General features: G+C 74.5%; 14 protein-coding genes. 7 read left to right on the forward strand and 7 right to left on the reverse strand.

All coding sequences use genetic code 11. From position 1 onward, the window contains the following. Nucleotide 1: 1 nt before the first annotated feature. The gene (locus BX285_RS30860; protein ID WP_121178911.1) at nucleotides 2–697 is read left to right on the forward strand and encodes a hypothetical protein; all 696 of its coding nucleotides are present in this window, start codon (nucleotides 2–4) and stop codon (nucleotides 695–697) included. 132 nt (nucleotides 698–829) lie between these two features. Here the strand turns inward: BX285_RS30860 and BX285_RS30865 are convergent, their stop codons facing one another. The 6 genes from BX285_RS30865 to BX285_RS30890 form a co-directional block, all read right to left on the reverse strand. Next, nucleotides 830–3385: an acyl-CoA reductase gene (locus BX285_RS30865; protein ID WP_259470858.1), complete on the reverse strand. Its 2556-nt coding sequence runs from the start codon at nucleotides 3383–3385 to the stop codon at nucleotides 830–832. Continuing rightward, a complete protein-coding gene (locus BX285_RS30870) occupies nucleotides 3382–4623 on the reverse strand; it encodes an acyl-protein synthase (protein ID WP_121178912.1) in 1242 nt (413 codons plus the stop codon). Before BX285_RS30870 ends, BX285_RS30865 begins: the two co-directional genes overlap by 4 nt. Next, nucleotides 4620–5765 carry a GNAT family N-acetyltransferase gene (locus BX285_RS30875; RefSeq protein ID WP_097234883.1) on the reverse strand — a complete coding sequence of 382 codons (1146 nt, stop codon included), beginning with the start codon at nucleotides 5763–5765 and terminating at the stop codon, nucleotides 4620–4622. The genes BX285_RS30870 and BX285_RS30875 overlap by 4 nt, the downstream gene beginning before the upstream one ends. Then, a complete protein-coding gene (locus BX285_RS30880) occupies nucleotides 5762–7093 on the reverse strand; it encodes an MFS transporter (RefSeq protein ID WP_121178913.1) in 1332 nt (443 codons plus the stop codon). Before BX285_RS30880 ends, BX285_RS30875 begins: the two co-directional genes overlap by 4 nt. Further along, nucleotides 7090–8382: a phenylacetate--CoA ligase family protein gene (locus BX285_RS30885; RefSeq protein ID WP_121178914.1), complete on the reverse strand. Its 1293-nt coding sequence runs from the start codon at nucleotides 8380–8382 to the stop codon at nucleotides 7090–7092. The genes BX285_RS30880 and BX285_RS30885 overlap by 4 nt, the downstream gene beginning before the upstream one ends. A 597-nt stretch (nucleotides 8383–8979) precedes the next feature. Next, complete coding sequence (locus BX285_RS30890; RefSeq protein ID WP_097234880.1) at nucleotides 8980–9468, reverse strand: Lrp/AsnC family transcriptional regulator; 489 nt, start codon at nucleotides 9466–9468, stop codon at nucleotides 8980–8982. A 162-nt stretch (nucleotides 9469–9630) separates the two neighbouring features. Here BX285_RS30890 and BX285_RS30895 point away from each other — a divergent pair, with 162 nt between their 5' ends. The 4 genes from BX285_RS30895 to BX285_RS30910 all read left to right on the forward strand — a co-directional run bounded on the left by BX285_RS30895 (nucleotide 9631) and on the right by BX285_RS30910 (nucleotide 15693). Beyond that, on the forward strand, nucleotides 9631–11310 hold the full coding sequence (locus BX285_RS30895) for a histidine decarboxylase (protein ID WP_121178915.1): 1680 nt from the start codon (nucleotides 9631–9633) through the stop codon (nucleotides 11308–11310). Nucleotides 11311–11498: 188 nt separating this feature from the next. Then, a complete protein-coding gene (locus BX285_RS30900; protein ID WP_183107256.1) occupies nucleotides 11499–13535 on the forward strand; it encodes a histidine kinase in 2037 nt (678 codons plus the stop codon). A gap of 164 nt (nucleotides 13536–13699) precedes the next feature. Next, entirely contained in the window at nucleotides 13700–14623 is a 924-nt protein-coding gene (locus BX285_RS30905) for an oxygenase MpaB family protein (protein WP_097234877.1), read from the forward strand. Between the two features lie 212 nt (nucleotides 14624–14835). Further along, nucleotides 14836–15693 (forward strand): M48 family metallopeptidase, encoded by an 858-nt coding sequence (locus BX285_RS30910; RefSeq protein ID WP_143685628.1) that lies wholly within the window; start codon nucleotides 14836–14838, stop codon nucleotides 15691–15693. An 81-nt stretch (nucleotides 15694–15774) separates the two neighbouring features. On the opposite strand, the gene BX285_RS30915 is transcribed toward BX285_RS30910, so the two are convergent. Beyond that, nucleotides 15775–16752, reverse strand: coding sequence for a DUF5996 family protein (locus tag BX285_RS30915; protein ID WP_218893058.1), 978 nt, complete (start codon nucleotides 16750–16752; stop codon nucleotides 15775–15777). Between the two features lie 150 nt (nucleotides 16753–16902). On the opposite strand from BX285_RS30915, the gene BX285_RS30920 reads away from it, so the two are divergent. Both BX285_RS30920 and BX285_RS30925 read left to right on the forward strand, forming a co-directional pair. After that, nucleotides 16903–17463, forward strand: a complete 561-nt coding sequence (locus tag BX285_RS30920; RefSeq protein WP_179852665.1) for an RNA polymerase sigma factor — start codon at nucleotides 16903–16905, stop codon at nucleotides 17461–17463. 80 nt (nucleotides 17464–17543) lie between these two features. Continuing rightward, the gene (locus BX285_RS30925; RefSeq protein WP_121178917.1) at nucleotides 17544–18332 is read left to right on the forward strand and encodes a zf-HC2 domain-containing protein; all 789 of its coding nucleotides are present in this window, start codon (nucleotides 17544–17546) and stop codon (nucleotides 18330–18332) included. The last annotated feature ends 102 nt before the right edge of the window (nucleotides 18333–18434 follow it).

Genomic DNA, 18434 nt, shown 5'->3' on the forward strand with positions numbered 1-18434 from the left:
GATGTTCGAACTGCTGCCAGGGGTCGGGGTCCTGCTGCCGGACGGGGCGGGGACGCTCCGCTTCGGCACGGACGAGGTCGCCACGCGGGAGGCCTTGGCCGGTCTCGGCCGGGTCCGGGATCCGGGGGGCCTCGACGCGGGGTGGATGTGCACCGTCCAGTGGGGCGACTTCGAACTGACCGCCTGCGCGGGGGGCGGCCGGCGCGACCCGCAAGCCGGCGACCTGCCGATGGCGGAGGTCGTGCTGAGCCGGGCCGGGCCTCCGCGGCGCCCGCTTCCCGGCCGGGCTCCGGTGGGACGCGGTGCGCCGGGGCCCGGGTGGCGCGGCCCGGCTGCCGTGCCCGTCGTCCTGGACGGCATCGACCTGTTCGGCTACCCGGCGGCCGAGGTGCTGGAGGCACTGGGAGAGGACCGACACCCCGGGCTCCGTCCCCAGGCCGCCGTGCCGGGCGGCTATCTGCCCGGGATCTCCTTCCGGGACGAGCCGCCGCCCGAGAGCGGCGCGCCGGACCTCGCCCGCTACGAGGACATGTGGACCACCGGGCGGGACGACTGGCAACTCGAACGGACGGGCAGCGGCTACCTGGTCGTCAGGAAGGGTGACCCGCCGATGCACCTGCTGATCTGCCACGACGCGCTGGCCGATCAGGTCGTCGCCAACATGCTTGCGGCCGGTGTCGAGGTCGTGGCCGGGTGAGGCACGGCCGGCACCACGCGGGATCGGATCCTCAGGCTTTCCCGTACTCGTCGTGGCGGCGCAGCACCAGGGCGGCGCAGCCCTCGGCCGGGGGGAACGGCGCACCGCCCCCCGGCCGAGCGAACGGCGGTGTCACCCGGCGGTCCGCCGCCGGTCGATCACCGTCCGGAGCTTGCCGCTGGTGGGCGTCCGTTCGAAGGCCGCGGAGTCGACGGTCTCGACGGCTAGGTCGAGCAGCCCCTCCTCGACGGCCGAGCCCAGCTCCGCGACGGCGGTGAGGAAGGCGGCGCGGGCGGCCGTCCCGTCCTGGGCGTACTGCGCGTCGAGCCGGACGACGGCCCGCTCGCGGCGCTCACCCGTCTCCAGGACCAGCTGCACCTCTCCCCGGTAGCCGAGCTCCTGCTGCGCCACCGCGACGAAGCGCCGGACGTTGAGGAAGTACGTGCCGACCCGCACGACGTCCCCGTACCGGCCGAGCAGTTCGATGCGGGGGGTGTGGCTGCCGCAGGGACAGACGCCGTCGACCGTGCGGCCGAGGTCGCCGATCTGGTACCGCTCCAGGCGCTGCCCGGCCCGGGCGCGGCTGGTGAAGACCAGCCGGCCCGGCTGCCCGGCGGCCACCGGGCGGTCGGCCTCCGGGGCCAGGACCTCCAGGGTGTGCAGGTCGGTCAGGACGTGGTGGACCGAGCCCTCGGCGTGCGCGCACTGGTAGCCGAGCGGCCCCAGGTCGGTGCTGCCGTACGCCGCCGAGCGGATCAGCTCGACGCCGAACTCCTCGGTGAGCACCCGGCGTTGCTCCGCCGTGAAGTGCTCGCCGCCGTAGAACACCTTGCGGATCCCGCCGTAGGCGCGCAGCGCGGTGCGCTCGGCGTGGAACAGCTGCCAGAGGTAGGACGGCATGCCGAACACGGTGTCCGCCCCGTTGGTCACCAGCGCCTCGGCGGTGGCGGCGTGGTCGGGGCCGGCGGCGATCGGCAGCTGGGTGGCGTTGAGGCGCTCCAGGATCGAGAAGAAGCTGATGAAGCTGCCGTACATGCCGCCGCAGTAGAACAGGTTGGCGGCGCGGTCCCGGGCCGGGTCGAACCCCGCGGCGAGCAGGCCGTCGGCGGCGGCCCGCATCTGGGTGTCGTAGTCGGCGTTGGTGAACACCGACAGGGCGGGGGCGCCGGTGCTGCCGCCGCTGCGGAAGTACAGCTGGGCGTGGTCCGGGGCGAGGGTGCGCAGCTGCTCCTGCACCCCGGCCTTGTCCAGCAGCGGGCCGCCCGGCGCGGCGGGGACGAAGGCCGGGGCCGCCAGGTCGTCCAGGCAGGCGGTGGTGGCGAAGGCCTCGCCCGCCCGGACGCTGACGCGCCGGCTGTAGCGCTGGAGCGCGTAGACGCCGTCGTGGGGCTCGCCGTGGTAGCCGTCGAGCATCCCGCCGACCGGAGTGACCCGCAGCACGCCGGCGGCGAGCACCGCCTGCGAGAGCCGGGCGACGTCGGCGCGGCTGCCGCCGATCGCGGCGGTCTGCAGGTACCGGCGCATCGGGCGCAGCACGGCCATCACGGAGGTGCGGGGCAGCGGCTTGACCCAGACGCTGCGGTGCAGCGGCGAGGCGGCCAGGGCGGGCCGGGTGTCGGCGAGGACCCGCCAGGAGCCGTCCTCGGCGGCGAGGACCCTGGTGAGGCCGAGGTGTTCCTCCAGCCGGGCGACCAGCTCGGTGGTGGTGATCTCGGCGTGCTCGGCCGGTTCGAGTGCGGGCCGGGGCACCACGGCGGAGGCCTCGGCGAGGTGGGCCGCGAAGCGCTCGGCGAAGGCGAAGACCTCGCCGTCGTCCTCGGTGTCCAGGTAGACCACCTGGGGGCTGGAGCAGGCCTGCTGTTCGTAGCGGCAGACGTCGGCTGCGAGCGCGTCCAGCGTCGCCCGGTCCGACCAGGCGTCACGGGTCAGGTAGGCGAAGGAGATCCGGTGTCCCCACTCGATCAGCCGGCAGCCGGCGGGGACCAGTTCGGAGACCGAGCGGACGGCGTCCTCGCCGCCCCAGACCGCCACCGCGTCGGCGGCCCCGCAGATCTGCCGCAGCCAGTCGGTGCGGGCCGAGGGGAAGCGCAGCGCGACGATCCGGCGGGCCAGGGCGCCGGTCGGGTCGGCGGCGGCCAGTTCGGCGAGCAGGTGCTGGGCGAGCGGGGTGTCGGCGCTGCTGGTCTTGAGCACGTTGAGGTTCCCGGTGAGCAGGCCCTCGACGGTGCTCAGCGGTGCGACGGCGGCGGCGTTGCCGGGGGCGATGTGGACCAGCAGGCCGACCGGCGCCCAGGCCTCGAAGGTGGTCTCCCGGGCGTCGGGCCGGGCGAGGCGTTCGGGGCGCAGCGCGCCGAGTTCGCGCCGGAGCTTGCGCTCCAGCGACGGGCGGGCGATCGCGTCGGCGATCTCGGCGAGGGTCGCCGCGGCCTCCTCCGGGTCGGTGCCGCCGTCGGTCAGCACCCCGAGCAGCCGGGTGCGGACGGGGCCGGCCGGAGCGGCGAGGGCGTCGGCGAGGTGCTGGCAGGCGGTCAGCACCAGCTCGGTGGAGAGCGGTTCGGCCAGGACGCGGGCGGCGAGCTCGGGGAGCTCGGCCAGCCGCCGGGCGGCCTCCTCGTCGTCGATGAACGAGCCCTGCCAGAAGTGGGCTCCGGCCGTTGCGGGTTCGGGGTTCACGGGTGCGGTGGTCACGACAGGCCCTTCAGGAGTTCGGCGGCGGCCGCTGCGCAGTTGCGGTTCCGGCTGACCCCGGCGCGGCCGTGGACGGTGAACCACGGCGTGGGCGCCGGGCAGGGGCAGTCCTGCGCGGGGTGCAGCGAGGCGAGGTCGCCCATGACGACGCTCTGCGCCGGGACGGAGGTGATGTACGGGGACACCAGGTGGAGGAAGCCGCGTTCGCCGTACGGCAGCGGCTCCAGGGTGCGGGTGTCGCGCACGGCGGCCCGCGACCAGACCGGGACGTGCAGGCGGTGGTGCGCGCACTCGATGTACGGCACGCAGTGCTCGACCGAGCCGAAGGTGTCGCGGATGCGCTCCGAGGGGACGCCCAGCTGCTCGGTGACCTCGGCGTAGAACTGCTCCTTGCCGATCTGCCGGTCGGTGTGCCCCTTCCAGCCGCCGCCGAGCAGGACCAGGGAGCCGGCCGGCAGCCGGACCGGCGGCAGGCCGAGCGCGCGCATCCGCTCCAGGGTGAAGTGCAGGAACGCGGGGAAGCCCAGGATCCGTACCGGCAGGCCGTCCTCGGCGTAGCGGCGCAGCGCCTCGATGCAGCCGTGGACGTCGAACTCGTGGCCGCTGCCGGTGTGCCGCAGCGCGTGCGTGGTGTGGTTCGCCGGGGCGAAGTCGCAGAGGTAGTTGTCGGTGAACGAGGTGCCGAGCTTCAGCTGCGGCGCGGGCTCGTAGCTGTACAGCAGGTAGTTGACGGGCTGGTCGGGGGTGATCCAGCCGTAGTGGTCGAAGATCCGCGCCACCATGCGCTGCGCGGAGCGGATCGTCCAGGTGTCGAAGAACATCTGCGACTTCTGGCCGGTGGTGCCGGAGGAGGTGAGGTGCAGGAACACCTCCTCCCGGGGGATGGACAGCAGCTCGTGCCGCTTGAAGAAGTTGGCGTGCACGAGGGGGGTGCGGACGCCCTCGCCGACGGTCGGCGCCGGCGTCTCCGCCGGGCCGTCCAGCAGCGAGCGCAGGAACGGCGAGCGCTGCGCGTGCCACGCGTTGGTCTCGGCCATCGCGGCGGCGAACAGGGCGTCGGTCTCCGGCCCGGCCGCGTACGGGGAGGCCAGGTCGCAGAGCTGCTGGACGTGCGGGAGCGCGGCCGGGTCGGGGACCGCGACCGGTGCGAGATGGGTGCTGACGGGATCGGTGCTGACGGTGTCGGCACTGGCGGCATCGGCGCTGACGGTGTCGGCACTGGCGGGACGGACGGTCACGGGGCAACCTCGGCAAGGGGAAGGTAGGTCGACGTCCAGGCGGTCAGGTAGGCCAGCAGGTACGGCTGGAGCCGACCGCTGACGGCCGCGGCCCGGAAGTCGATCTGACGGCTGGTGCGGGACAGCACCACGTAGTCGTGGAACCGGTCGCCGATCCGGCGCATCGCCGGGTAGACGGCGCTCGGGATGAACCCGGCGGCCAGGAAGGCGCCGAGCCCGGCGGTGTCGGCCAGCGGCAGCAGGGTCTCGACGTAGTCGGCGCCCGCCCGGGTGACGGCCGCCATCAGCGGCTCCAGCGCCCCGGCGACGGCCGCCGGGGACGGGTGCACCGCGATCAGCGAGCAGCTCGCCGCGGTCCGGTCCAGGTCGGCGTACGCCTCGAACGCGCCGTCCGGCGGGGTGAGCACGGCGTTCGGGACGTGCAGCGGGAAGAAGCGCTCTCCCGGGTCGGGGAAGAGTTCGAGGAAGCGGCGGCGGACGAAGCCGGGTGCGGCGATCAGCTCCATCGGCGCCGTCACCGGCGCGGTCCGCTCGGCGGCCGGGGCGGGGGCGTCCGCCGGGGCGGGGCGGCCGTAGTCGACGCCGGTGCTCTGCCGGGCCGCGTCCAGCAGCGGGACCAGGGCCCGGGGCACCGCGCCGACCTCCTCCCGCCGGGCCAGGACGCCGTCGGCGTGCCGGGCGAACAGCGCGAGGCTTTCGCAGCCGGCCACCTCGACGGCGTTCGGCAGCAGGCCGAGGGCCTGGAAGCCGTTGCGGGCGAAGACCTGCTGGGGGCCGGGGGTGACCACCCGGACGGTCGCGTAGACCGAGTCCAGCGTGCCGGCGGCGAAGGCGTCCGTGCAGACGGAGGCGGTCAGCCGGGCGGCGAGGCCGCCGCCGCGCTGCTCCGGGTGGACGGCCAGGCCCACCAGCTTGCCGATCCGGCTGCCGGGGTCGGTCTGGACCGCCACCGACCCGGCCAGGCGGCCGGAGCCCTCGTGGCGCGCGGTCAGCCAGTGGGTGTGCGGGTCGTCGATCAGACGGCGCATCTCCGCGGGGTCGCTGCCGAGCGCGACCGGGTAGCCGTGGCCGTAGACGTCGAAGTAGAGCTGCCGCAGCTGCGCGACGTCCTGGGGGCCCGCGGGGGCGATCGTCGCGGTCATCGCTCGTCCCCGATCGGCTGGGCGGCCGGGGCCGGGGCTGGGGCTGGTTCCGGGGCGTATCGCCCGGTCCACCAGAGGGCGGCGGCGACGGGCAGGACACCGAGGGCCTGGACCAGGCAGAGCGTCCGCGGCGAGAGGTGGTCGCCGAGCAGGCCGAACACCAGCGAGGACACCGGGAAGGTCGCCCCGAGCAGGGCCTGCATGACCGCGAAGAAACCGGGCCGGTCGGTGGCCGGCACCAGCCGTTGGAACAACGCCACGAACCGTACGCCGATCACGCCCACGCACCAGCCGGCGACCGCCATCGACCCGACGGCTGTGGCCTGGCCGGCGGCCGGAGCGGGCAGTCCGGGCAGTCCGGGCAGGGCGAGCGCGGCGGCCATCAGGCCCAGGCAGCCGGCGCCGACCGCGGTCGGCGTGCCCGGGAGCCGGCCGCCCGTGAACGAGCCCACCAGCGTGCCGGCGCCGAGGGCCGCCTCCAGGGCGGCGACGGTCGAGCCGTCCGCGTGCAGCACCGTCCGGGTGTACAGCGGCATCACCACGAACACCGCGGTGGTGAACAGGTTCGCTGCGGTGAAGCAGAGCAACACGCGGCGGACGAAGGGCAGTTCGGCCAGGATGCGGCGCAGCGGCCGTCGTCCGGCGGGCGGTGCGTCGTCGGCGGGCGCGTCGCCGTCCGCGGTCGGTGCGCCCGGGGCGGTGGGGAAGCGGGTCGCGGCGATCAGGGCCGCCGCCAGCAGGTAGGCACCGGCGCACCCGGCGACGATGCCGGCCAGGCCCGCGCCGTCGACCACCAGCGGGCCCAGCAGCCCGCCGGCCAGGCCGGCCAGCGACTGGGTGGCGAGTTCGAAGCCGGTCGCGGCCTCGATGTCGGCGTCCTCGACCAGCTCGGGGACGGAGGTGGTCAGACAGGGGTCGAAGACCGCCTGGCAGCCCGCCAGCAGCAGGGCCGCACCGTAGACGACGGCCATCGGCAGTGTCGCGGCGTACGTCCAGCCCGCCGTGCCGAGGGCGACCAGACCGGCGACGGCCGCCGACGCGCCCAGCACCGTGCGGTGCGGGCGACGGGCGATGAGCGCGGCCACCAGCGGGGCCAGCGCGACCGCGGGCAGGGTGCTGACGGCGAGGAAGACGCCCGAGGCGAGACCGCGGTCCGTGCCCGCGGCGTAGCCGACCAGCCACCACACTGCGCCGACCTGGAACATCCGCCCGGCGGCCTGGGTGAGGACCTGCGCGGCCCAGACGGCGGCGAAGCGTCGGTTGCGCAGCACGAGCGGCAGACGGGTGGCGGCGGCCTCGGCCGTCCCGGCTGCCTCGGTGGCCGTCATGACTGCGTCCGTCCGTCGTGGGGCGCTTCGTCGTGCGGGCGCTCGTCGAGGACGCGGATCAGCTTGCCGGTCCGCGGGTTGACGGCAAGTTCGTGCGGACGTACCCAGGTGACGGTCAGCGGGTGGACGTACCCGGCGGTGACCGCCTCCGGGTACAGCGGCCGCGCGGTGTGGACACCGGTCGTGACGGCGGCGGCCAGCTCGGGCAGCCCGGCGGCGTCCCCGTCGTGGGCCAGCCGCATGACCAGCCCGTCCCGGCCCTCCCAGCGGCGGACCACCAGCTGCACGCCGACCACCCGGCCGGCCGGGTCGGCGGCCCGGACGAGGTCGAGCACGTCCTCGGTGTACAGCGACACCGGCCCCACCCGTACGCCCTCCTGGGCCCGGCCGAGGATGCGGAACCGTCCGGCGGCGACGTCGGTCCACTCCGCGCGGTCCCCGACGGGGTAGCGCAGCACGGGCATCAGCCGTCGCCGCAGGTCGGTCACCACGACCCGGCCCGGGACGCCCTCGGTGTCGATCGGCTCGCCGGTGTGCTCGTCCAGGATCTCCACCACCGTCTCCGGGGTGAACGCCCGGTGCACCCGGGTGTCCGGTCCCGGTACCGGCCGGCCGAGCAGCCCGGCGTCGACGGCGGCGTAACCGATCGAGGAGATCCTGGCGTTGGGGAACACCTTGTGCAGCAGCGGCTGCTGGTCCTGGTAGAGGCCTTCGCCGCCGAACAACAGCAGCTCCACGGAGGGGACTTCGCGACCGGAGGCCAGGAGGTGGTCGGCCAGTGCGCACAGCGTCGTGGGGGTTCCGGCCACCACCTCGACCTCGAACTGTTCCAGGGTCTGCGCGGTCGACTCCAGGGGTGCCGCCCCGCCGATCGGCAACCGGACGTTGGCGACGGGGGAGCGGTGCAGCGCGTCGAGGATGAAGGTGTAACTGGCGTACAGGTCACCGGCGTAGAAGAGGTCGGCGACCCGGTGCCCCGCGCGCAGTCCGGCGTCCGTCAGTCCGGCGCCGAAGGAGGCGGTGAACTCCCGCCACTCCTCCCGGCTGTAGAACGAGAACTTCGGCGAGCCGGTGGTGCCACCGCTTTTGAAGACCACCGCCTCCTCCAGCGGCCCGGTCAGCAGCCGGTTGCCGCGAGGCGTGTTGGCCTGCCAGAACTCGGCCTGCGGGACGACCGGGAGGTCGGCCAGCCGGGCGGCCGAGGCGGGCAGGCCGGCGTACAGGTCGGCGTAGAAGGGTGAGTTGAGGCGGGCGAAGCGTATGAGTTCCGCAAGGGGTTGAACGGGCATCAATTCCTGCTTTTGGGCGTGCGAGGGCCGGACGAGGTCGCGGGGTCGCACGACTTCGCCCGACGGGTCGGAGGCGATCGTGGGCCCGGTGGTCGGCGGAATTCGATTCCGCTGCGACCCGGCGGGTCACGGGATGGGAAAAACGGGCCGAGCATGCGCACCGGGGTTCGGTGATGCGCTGCACGGTTCGTCAGCTGATGCGACATCGGGGTTGGTGGGGCCACCCGCTCGCAGAAACCAAGGCTATCACCGTGTGTGCCTTTGGATTCCAAGCTGAGTCATCGTCGGAACGGTGTGGACACGACCTGAGGCCTCGTCACCGGCGCTTTTGCGGCGGAAAGCGCCCGGAGGGTGAGGTGGATCTCACGACGGCCGGATCGGCGGTAGTTCCGCGCGACGCTCGATCGCTTTCCGCCATTTCTTTGGTTGAATTCACGACATTTCATGTGCGGCTGCCCGACTGCGTCATGGACGGCTGCCGGATTGCGGCTCGATGTCGGAATTGCCACCCACCGTTCGGGGGGTGCGGCCTCCGCCTTTCGGCGGGAGTCGAGGGATCCTCCGGGGCCGGACCTTCCGGGCTCGGGCAGGTCGGGCTCAGGCGGGGCCCAGGTAACGGCGGCCCGGTATCTGCTCGAAGATCAGGTTGGTGCGGGTCTGGGCCACCGCCGGGTGGGTGGTCAGGTGGTCGACCACGAAGTCGCGCAGTGCCTCGGGGCCGGCGACGCCGACGTGCAGCAGGTAGTCGTCGGAGCCGGCCATGTGGAAGACGGCCAGCACGCCGGGAAGGTCGGGGGCGGTACTGCGGAAGCTCTCGTTCTGCTCACGGGTGTGGGCGCGCAGCCGGACCGAGATCATCGCCTGCAGCGGCAGGCCGATGGCCGCCGGATCGACGTCGGCGCGGTAGCCGCGGATGACGTCGCGCTCCTGGAGGGCGCGCACCCGGGCCAGGCAGGTCGAGGGGGCGATGCCCACCGCCTCGGCCAGCGCGTTGTTCGGCAGCCGGGCGTTGTCGGCCAGGGCGCGGATGATCGCCCGGTCCGTGTCGTCCAGGGAGGGCCGCCGGCGCTGCGGATTGTTCGGCATACCCGCCAGGATTCCAGCCGATTCCGTCGATCGGCAAACCGATTCGGGCTTCGATCGAATGTTCTTCGGCCGAGCTTCCGGGAATCGCCGGAAAGTTCCATCCTGGGGCGCGAGCGGCGAACGCGCCCTCGACCTCCCGACCACGCCCGGAGCGCCCCGCCCATGAGCCCGACCGACGTCCTCGCCATGCCCGTGACCGAGCCTGCCCTCGCGACCGCCGTCGTGACCGCCGTCGACCCGGGCCCGGAGCTGGACGGCGGCGACTTCGCGCTCCCCGCGGCCGGGCTGGACGACGACCGGCGGCTGCGCGCCCTGGACACGGTCGACGAGTACCTGACCCGCAAGCGCAAGCACCTGGTCGGCTACCAGGCCACCCAGGACATGCAGGGCACCGCGCTCGACCTGGCCCGGTTCATGCCGAACAACATCAACAACCTCGGCGACCCCTTCCAGGGCGGCGGCTACAAGCCGAACACCAAGGTCATCGAGTGCGCCGTCCTCGACTACTACGCGCGGCTGTGGCACGCACAGCGCCCGCACGACCCCGCCGACCCCGAGTCGTACTGGGGCTACATGCTGTCCATGGGCTCGACCGAGGGCAACATGTACGCGCTCTGGAACGCCCGCGACTACCTCAGCGGCAAGGCGCTGATCCACCCGCCGGCCGCCCCCCGGGACGAGCTGCGCTACGTCCAGGCCACGCCCGACCGGTACAACCCGAACGCCCACCGCCCGGTGGCGTTCTACTCCGAGGACACCCACTACTCCTTCGCCAAGGCCGTCCGGGTGCTCGCCGTCGAGACCTTCCACGCCGTCGGCCTGGAGCTGTACCCGGACGAGTGCCCGCTGGTCGACCCGGCCACCGGGCGCCGCGAGTGGCCCGCCGAGGTGCCTTCCCGCCCGGGCCCGTCCGGCTTCTCCTGGGACGGCCCGGGCGAGATAGACGTCGACGCACTCGCCGTGCTGGTCGAGTTCTTCGCCGCCAAGGGCCACCCGATCTTCGTCAACCTCAACCTCGGCAGCACCTTCAAGGGCGCCCACGACGACGTCCGGGCGGTCTGCGAGCGCCTGCTGCCGATCTTCGAGCGGTACGGCCTGGTGCGGCGCGAGGTGGCGTACGGGGCGGACCCGCGGACCGGACAGCCGCTGGTCGACGTGCGCCGCGGCTTCTGGATCCACGTCGACGGCGCACTCGGCGCGGGCTACGCCCCGTTCCTGCGGATGGCCGCCCAGGACCCGGCGTACGGCTGGACGCCGCAGACGCAGCTGTCCGAGTTCGACTTCGGCCTCGCCCTGCCCACCGCCGAGTTCGGCGAGGTCGACATGGTCTCCTCGATCGCGATGAGCGGCCACAAGTGGGCCGGCGCGCCGTGGCCCTGCGGCATCTACATGACGAAGGTCAAGTACCAGATCTCTCCGCCGTCCCAGCCGGACTACATCGGCGCGCCCGACACCACCTTCGCCGGCTCCCGCAACGGCTTCTCCCCGCTGATCCTCTGGGACCACCTGTCCCGCCACTCCTACCAGGACCAGGTCGACCGGATCCGCACGGCCCAGGAGCTCGCCGACTACCTGGAGCGCCGCCTGCTGGCCATGGAACAGGACCTCGGCGTCGAGCTCTGGCCGGCCCGCACCCCCGGCGCCGTCACCGTACGGTTCCGCAAGCCCAGCGCCGAACTCGTCGCGAAGTGGTCGCTGTCCTCCCAGGACGTCCTGCTCGTCCCCGGCGACGAGTCCACCCGTCGCAGCTACGTGCACGTCTTCGTGATGCCCTCCGTCGACCGCGAGAAGCTGGACGCCCTCCTCGCCGAACTCGCCCAGGACCCCGCCATCCTGGGCTGATCCGCCCGGCTCGGCCGCCGAAGTACCGGCCGGACCCGGAGTGCAGCCGTACAGTGCTCCGGTCGGCATGCACCGCCCCTGGTGCGGAGGCCCCGGCCGGCCGCCGGTCCCGGCGGACCGGGGCCGGTGGCCCGTGCGGCCGGGACGCCGGGCCGGGCAGCATGGACCGGGTCAGGGAGGTGGACGGAATGAGAGGGTCCGGGGCCGGCGGCGCCGGCGTTGCCACTGCCCTCGCAACCGCTTGGACCACACTGCTGTGCGCGGCGGTGTGGTCGCTGCTCGCGCTCACCCACCCCGGGCTGGGCGGTGTCAGCGAGAACCACTTCTTCGACGGCGTCTGGATCGCGGTCGGCCTGATCTTCACCCTCGCCGGCCTGTTCCTGGTGGCCAACCGGAACGGCCAGGCCCTGGGCGTGCTGCTGCTGGTCGCCGGTCTGCTGCAGTCGCTGCGCATCCTGGTGCTGCTGACGGCCGCACTCGCCGGAGCCGGGGCAGAGGTCGTCGACGTGATCGCGGCGCTGGCGCTGGCCGCCGAGATCACCAACGGCTTCGTGGTGGTGGGCTTCCCGCTCTGGCTCCCCGAGGCCCGTCTGCCCGGCGGGGTCTGGCGCTGCCTCACCGTCCCGGTGGCCGCCTGGAGCGCCGTGCTCGCCTTCGCCGACACCGCCCAGGTGCCCGAGTGGTACGGCCTGCCGAACCCGCTCCACCGCACCGCGCCGTACCTCTGGCTGGACGGGCGGCTCGGCCCGTACCTCTTCGACCTCTTCGCCGCGAGCCTCGTGCTCACCATGACGGTGGCCGTGGTCCGCTGGTGGCGCCTGCCCGGACCGCACCCGTACCTGCGTGCGGTGATCGCCGCCTACCTGGTCTGGGCTGCGCTGGCTGCCGTCCCGCACTACGTCGCCGGCTTCTCCGTGTGGCTGCCCTACACGGTCATCGTGACCGGCGAGGCCGCTTGGATGCTGCTGCCGATCGCCGCCTTCCGCCGCGACCGCCAACTCTTCCTGGACCGGGTCACCCGGCGCCACCTGGCCGCGTTCGCCTTCTGCGTGCTGCTGTTCGTCGGCCTCCTGCTCGCCGCCTACCTGATGCGGCGGCTGCTGCCCGGCACCGGGTCGGGCGCGCGCTGGTGGTGGCAGCTGGTGGGGGCCGTCCTCCTGGGCGCCCTGCTGCGCCCGGCCGCCCGGGGCGTGGGGCGCGCCGTGGACCGCTACTACTACGGCGAGCGGGCCCACCCGTACCAGCTGGTCCGGCAGCTGGCGGAGCGGATGAGCCACGCCGTCAACCCGGCGGACGCGCCGCCGCTGCTCTGCCGGACCGTCGTGCAGGCCCTCGGGCTGCCGGCCGCCGCGGTGCGGGTGCGGACCCGCGGCGGGCCGCGCGAGCTGGCCCGGCTCGGCACGCTCGACCCACCCGGCGAGCGCTTCCCGCTCACCTACGAGGGCGCCGAGATCGGCGAGCTGCTGGTGCTGCCCCGCCTCGGACAGCCCGAACTGGACCGGCAGGACCGCGCGGTGCTGAGCCTCCTCGCGGACCAGGCCTCACCCGCGATCGCCTCGCTCGGCCTGTACGAAGACCTCCAGGCCAGCCGCGAACAGCTGGTGCTGGCCCGCGAGGAGGAGCGCCGCCGCCTGCGCCACGACCTCCACGACGGCCTCGGCCCGGCCCTGTCCGGGCTGCGCCTGCGCATCGACGCGGCCGGCGCCGAGCTGCCCGAGGACTCCAAGGCCACGGCCTCGCTCACCGCGGCCTCCGCCGGCATCGGCCAGGCGATCACCGAACTCCGGCGGATCACCGACGGCCTGGCACCCGGGCCCCTCGACGGCAAGGGCCTGGCGGACGCGCTCCGCCGGCTCGCCGACACCCTCGCCAGCCGGTCGCTCAGGGTCACCCTCGACCTGCGGCCCGACCCGCTGCCCGTGCTCCCCGCCGCCGTCGAGGTCGCCGTCTACCGGATCAGCGGCGAGGCCCTGAACAACGTCGTCCGGCACTCCGGTGCCACCCGCGCCCGCCTCAGCCTCCACGCCCTTCCCGACCGGGTCACCGTCGAGGTCGCCGACAACGGCAGGGGCTTCCCCGGCCACGGATCCACGCGCGGAGTGGGCCTGCGCTCGATGGCCGAGCGCGCCGAAGAGCTCGGCGGCACCTTCACCGCCGACAACGCCCCCGTCGGCGCCGTCGGTGCCGTCGTCCGGGCCGACTTCCCGCGCAGTCGGGCCGACTGACCGGGCCCGGTGCTCAGGGGGTGCGGGCGGCCACGCCGTCGGTGACGGAGCCGAACGGTGGTCATGGGGCCGACCGCAGTGGGGGGCCACCGACATCCCCTCCGGCGCCGGGGCCGGGCGCCGCCGGTACGGTGAGGGCTCACGTCGAGGAGGGGGCGGGCGGGATGGGACAGGGGACCGGGGAGGGCGGGCGGCGAACGCCGCTCGCGGCGCTGCGGGCACGGCTGTTGGCCGAGATCAACGCGACCGTGCACGGGCAGGACCTGCACCTGGAGCGCTACGACCGCCCGGCGGGGGATCCGGGGCTGTTCGGGCCGGCCAGTGTGGTGTGGCAGGTGCACGGGCACCCGGCCGGGATGCTGGTGGGCGGCTTCGCGGCGCTGCTGCTGCAGTCCCTGCACCCGCTGGCGATGGCCGCCGTCGACGCGCACTCCGACTTCCGCACCGACCCGACCGGCCGGCTGAACCGGACCGCCCGGTTCGTCGCCACCACGACCCTCGGCTCGACGGCGGCGGCCGAACAGGCGATAGCCGGCGTGCGCAGGATCCACCCCCGGATCCGCGGCACCGCACCGGACGGTCGCCCCTACCGGGCCGACGATCCCGACCTGCTCACCTGGGTCCACACCGCCGAGGTGTCCTGCTTCCTGACCGGCTACCAGGCCTACGCCGCCCAGCCGTTGGACGCCGCCGCCCGGGACCGGTACTTCGCCGAGGCGGCGACCGTCGCCGAGCGGCTGGGCGCCGCCGACGTACCCCGCTCCGCCGCCGAGGTCGCGGCCTATCTCGCCCGGATCCGGCCGGAGTTGCACGTCACCCCGGCCGCCCTGGACGTGCTCCGGCTGCTGCGCGGCTTCGGCCGCAGCCGCCGCGAGCGCGCCGCCGTCCGGGTGTTGACGAACGCCTCGATCGACCTGCTGCCGGCCTGGGCCAGGGCCGAACTCGGCGTCCGGCGGCCCGGGTTCGTCCGCGCGGCCTGGGACCGCCCGATCGCCCGGACCGGCGGCCGGATCATGGTCTGGGCCTGCGGCCCCTCGCAGATCCGCGCCGCCGCGTACGCCCGGGCCACCGCCCGGGCCGGCGCGTAGGGCCTGTCCGGCGGCGGCGCCGAGCCCGTAGCCGTGCGCGACGGCGCCGTCACCGGGATCTGTCGGACATAACGGTTTCCCTCGGGGTCTGTCCGAAAACGGACCGGGCGCCTAGGCTGCGGCGCGTGTCGCTCCTTCGAAGATTCCTCCCCTCCGGCCCGCGTGTCCGGCCGGAGCTCGACGACGTCGAACTCGGTCGGGTACGAAGACAGTTGAGCTCCCCGACGATGCCCGGCCAGGTGGCCATCCAGGTCGACCAGGTGGAGCGGCTGCTCCACACGGCCGGCCGGGACTGGGACCGCCGCGGGCACCGCTTCGCCGTGCTCGCCGAGGCGGCGGCCCACTCCGGACTGGTCCGGTCCTGGCGGATGCGCCGTCCGCACGCGGCCGACCCGCAGGTGTTCGAGGCCTGGGCCGCGCTGTGCCGCGGCCGGCAGACCGGGCGGATGGAGGACGCGGCCGACGCCGTCGACCGGTGCCGCAGCGCGGCCGACGCCGCCCCCGACGACCCCGAACCCTGGGTGGTGCTGCTCGGGATCCTCCGCCTGGAGCGTGCCGACTCGCGCCAGGCCTTCGCCGTCTGGCACGAGGTGACCTCGCGCGACCCGTGGAACCGCGAAGCCCATCTGCAGATGCTGCGCTACCTGTCGCCGGAGGAGTGCGGTTCGCGCAGCAGCCAGCTCGACTTCGTGCAGGGCGTCCGGGGCTCGGCGCCCGCCGCCTCGCCCGTCGTGGGCGTGGAACTGACCGCGCTGGTCGACGAGCACGCCCGTACGGTCGCCCGCGGCGGCATCGACGCCCTGCTGGTCCGCCGCCAGTGGGCGACCCACCGCGCCGCCACCGCGCTCGACACCGCCCTGGCCGGCTGGCCCCGCCCCGGCCACCTGCGGCACGCGGCCGCGCTGGCCGACCTGAACCTGCTCGCCTTCGCCCTCGTCCAGGCCGGCCGGGCACGCGAGGGGGCCGACGCCTACCGCCTCATCGGCGACACCGTCACGGCCTGGCCGTGGACCTTCGACGGCGACCCGCTCGACCAGTACGGCTACTGGCGGGCGAAGGCGCTGGGCTGACCTTCCCGCTCACTCCGTGCGGAGCTGCCGGAGCTGCCTTCAGGCCTGCCCGAGCTGCCTTCAGGCGCGCCCGAGCTGCCTTCAGGCACGCCCGAGCTGCCGGAGCCGGTGGAGCTCATCGGGCGTGGGGCACCAGGTCGACTCCAGGCCGTCGACGTCCCACCCGGCCAGGCGGGCGCCCGCCTCGTAGGCGCTCTGCAGGAAGGCGAGGAGCACCGTGGCCGGCTCCGCCGAGGCGCGGACGGCCTCGTACGGCAGGACCGCCAGCAGGCCCGCGCCGGATTCGGTCCAGCTGCCGGCGGCGAGCGGCTGGTCCCGGAGCCCGGCGGGCGCCGGGGCCGTGTAGGAGTAGTAGGCGGCCTCGCCCAGCCGGTCGTCGCCGGGCCAGAAGCCGAACGAGATGACCTCGTGGGTGTACGCCTCCCGGGTGACGGGGTCGACGTCCTGCGGCGGCGCGGACCGGCCGGAGAACCTGGTGACCGCGAGGTCGAAGCTGTGCCAGAACAGGTGGACCGGGCTGGTCTTCCCGTTGAACCACCCGCTGAACTCCTCGAACACCGAGTCCGACCAGTCGAGGACCCGGCCGAAGCGCTCCACGGCGTCCCGGTCCCAGGCGGCGTGGTCGCGGTCCCGGGGGAACGGCGTCGTCATCGGGACGCCGAACGGCTGCTCCCTGATCGCGACGTCGACACCCAACCCGTCCAGGGCCCGGTGCAGCCGGGCGTCGAACTCGGCGACGGACAGCCCGTCGGCGAGCTCGAAGGAGTCCCTGCGCCCGTCGGCGGTCCGTATCAGCAGGGCGTGGTCGACGAGGTCGAGGGTGATCTCGAAGGTCGTGCCCCGGTGGTGCAGCCGCCGGGTGGTGAGGCCGCGCACGTCGACGTAGAGCGGGGCGTTCCACCAGTGGTTGCGCGGCGCAGTGGTCGCCAGCCGGATCTTCCCGAGGATCTGGCAGTACAGGTGCAGCGTGTCCTTGGTCGGGCGCCAGTCGGCGAGGGGCAGGGCCGGCAGGGTCACGGCCGGTCCGACGGCGGTGGTGCGCGTTCGCGGTGCATCCATGTCGGACGCCTTCCTGCGGCGGGGCGGTCCCCTCCAGTCTGGGCCCGCCCGCGGCGTACGACCCGCGGGGCCGTCGACCCCCGCCGGAAGGCTGTGACGCAGGTCACGCCGAATGCAGAACCTGCGCGCCGGATCGGGCGTCTGGCTGGTGTGAGATCACGGAGGAGAGCACTGGACGAGCTGGACGAGGAACGCCTCGTCCGGCTGGTGGCCAGGGGCGACCGCGGGGCGTTCGACGAGCTGTACCGGCGGACGTCGCCGTGGCTGGCGGTGCGGCTGCGCCGCCGCTGCGCGGACGAGCAGATCGTCGCCGAGGTCATGCAGGAGACCTATCTGGCGGTGTGGCGCGCGGCCGGCGCGTTCGCCGGGAGCGCGGTCGGCGGGACGGCCGTCGGATGGCTGTGGACGATCGCGGCGCGCCGTCTGGTCGACGCGTTCCGGCGCCGGGCCCACCACGCCGAGCCGCCGGTCGCCGCCGCCGAGCGGGCGGTGGTGCCCGCGGCGGAGGAGGAGGCGCTCGCCGGGACCGTCGGCGGTGACGTCGGCGACGCGCTGCGGCGGCTGGCGCCGGAACTGCGCGAGGTACTGCAGGCCACGGTGCTCGACGGGCTCTCCGTCCGGGAGACGGCGGTCCTGCTCAGACTGCCCGAGGGCACGGTCAAGACCCGCGCCCGCCGGGCCCGGATCGCAATGCGGGAGGCACTGGCATGAGGGAGCGGAACCAGCGAAACGAGCGGAACCCGCGGCGCGAGCCACCTGGGCGAAGCGGCGGCGACCACGCGTCGACGCGGTTGATCGCCGACTACGCCCGCGGCGACACGGCGCTGCCGGCGGACACGGTGTGGGCGCTTGAGGCCCATCTGGAGACCTGCGCGCCCTGCCGCGGCCGCCTGGCCGACTCCGTGGCCACCGGGGCGCCCGGCATCGCCGCCCTCGTGGACACCGTCCGGGCCGGCCTGGCACCGCAGCTGGACGCGGCCGGCCGCCCGCCCGCGCGCCGGCTCCGCCCCCGGTGGGTGTCGGCCTGGCTGACACCGGTGCTGACCCCGTGGCTGGCGACGACCGCCCTGGTGACCCTGATCGCGCTGCTGCTGGCCGCCCTCGCGCCGCCGCTGCTGTCCGGCACGGCCTCGCCCGTGCTGCCGCTCGCACCCGTACTGCCGCTGTGCGGGGTCGCCGCGGCATGGTCGCGGGCCCTCGACCCGGCGTACGAACTGACGGCCTCGACCGCCCGGGCCGGCCTGCCCCTGCTGCTCCGGCGCACCACGGCGGTGCTCCTGGTGGTCGTGCCCGCGCTGCTGGCGGGCGGCCGGCTGACCGGCACCATGACGGCCGCGCAGTGGCTGCTGCCCTCGCTGGCCTTCACCTCCACCGCCCTGGCGCTGGGCAGCGTGGTCGGCGTGACCCGCGCCGCCGTCGGGCTGGCGGCCGCCTGGGGCGCCCTCGTCGCAGCACCCGCGTGGGTCTCCGGCCGCGTCCCCGCCGCCCTCCAGCCGGAGCAACTGCCGCTGTGGGGGCTGCTGCTGGCGCTCGGCGCCGGCGCGGTGGTCGTCCGCAGGAACGCGTATCCGACGCTGTGACGCCGTCCTCGCCCCGAAGCCCCCGAAGACCCCGAAGCCCCCTAAGACCCTGAAGACCCCGAACACCCCGAAGACTCCCAAGCCCCTCGAAAGGGACCACCG

It is taken from the genome of Streptomyces sp. 1114.5 (genome assembly GCF_003635085.1).
In the GTDB taxonomy this organism is placed as follows: domain Bacteria; phylum Actinomycetota; class Actinomycetes; order Streptomycetales; family Streptomycetaceae; genus Kitasatospora.